Origin of the sequence: Streptomyces chiangmaiensis (genome assembly GCF_036281785.1) — a bacterium.
GTDB lineage: Bacteria > Actinomycetota > Actinomycetes > Streptomycetales > Streptomycetaceae > Streptomyces > Streptomyces chiangmaiensis.
Map to the genome: position 1 here is coordinate 1 of NZ_JAYWVC010000616.1, position 1,065 is coordinate 1,065.

1 protein-coding gene is annotated in these 1,065 nt (G+C 66.7%); it reads right to left on the reverse strand.

Annotation, left to right across the window (positions count from 1 at the left end):
* Positions 1 to 78: 78 nt before the first annotated feature.
* Positions 79 to 960, reverse strand: a complete 882-nt coding sequence (locus VXC91_RS45985; RefSeq protein WP_329513266.1) for an NmrA family NAD(P)-binding protein — start codon at positions 958 to 960, stop codon at positions 79 to 81.
* Between the last annotated feature and the right edge of the window lie 105 nt (positions 961 to 1,065).

Here is a 1,065-nt window from a genome sequence, read left to right on the forward strand (position 1 = left end):
GGGTGTCTGATGGTGTGTTGGCCTGCGCGTGGACGGGGATGGGTATTCGTTGTGTGCCCGTTCCTGCGGGGGTCGTCGTCAGTGGGCTGTCATGGCGTCCCGGTGCCGTGCCACGTATGCTTCGACGCTCAATGGCTCTGTGCCGCCCACGTCCCGCACGACGTTGTTCGTCCCGGCGAATATGCCGTTTTGGTAATCGATGACGACGTTTCGCAGGTGCTGCACGGTGTGCGGGTGCCAGCCCCGGGCCTGCAATGTGCGGACGAAGGTGTCGATGTCGACTGGCTCGTATCGCACGGGGCGTTCCAGCGCTCGCGCGGCGGCTGCGGCGATCTCGTCGTAGTCCAGTTCCTGCGGTCCGTGCAGGGGATAGATGCGGCCGGCGTGCGGTGCTGGGTCGGTCAGGATGGCAGCGATGACCCTGCCCTGGTCCTCGGCGGCGATCGGTGCGTGCCTGCCCTGCCCCATGGGGAGGCGCAGCAGGCCTTCCCGTCCGCTCCAGTCCCCGAAGGTGAGCAGCCACTCGGCGAAGAAGGTCGGCCGTAGGTGGGTTGTGGGTACCGGGTAGTGGTCCAGTAGACGCTCGGCCAGCCAGTGGTGGCGAGCGGCGTTGCTGGCCGCTTCGCGACGCGCGGAGATCTGGGACATGTTGACGACGGCTTCCACCCCGTTGTCCGCTGCCGCCTGGGCGAAGACTGTAGTGGCCTCGATCAGGCCGGGCCTGATCGGGTAGGTGAAGTACGCGCTGCGCACTCCCCGGGTCGCCGCAGTCATCGCATCCAGATCCAGCAGGTCCCCGACGGCAACTTCAGCGCCCAGGTCTTGGAGTTGGCGAGATCGCTCGTCATACCGGTGGACCAGAGCGCGCACGGGCAGCCCGGACTTTCTGAGGAAGCGCACTGTGTGCCGTCCGGTCTTTCCTGTAGCGCCTGTGACGAGAACCGGTTGTATGTCAGTCATGGGGAACTCCACTTCGGTGGACTGGGCAGGGGTGCCGTCGCGCTGAACCGCGCGGCCGTCGACGTGCCCTTGCTCATGGGGTGCGTACGGCTTCGGCGATGACCG

Coding starts and splice junctions, on each gene's coding strand:
- VXC91_RS45985 (WP_329513266.1), bottom strand. CDS start 960: ATGACTGACATACAACCGGTTCTCGTCACAGGCGCTACAGGAAAGACC.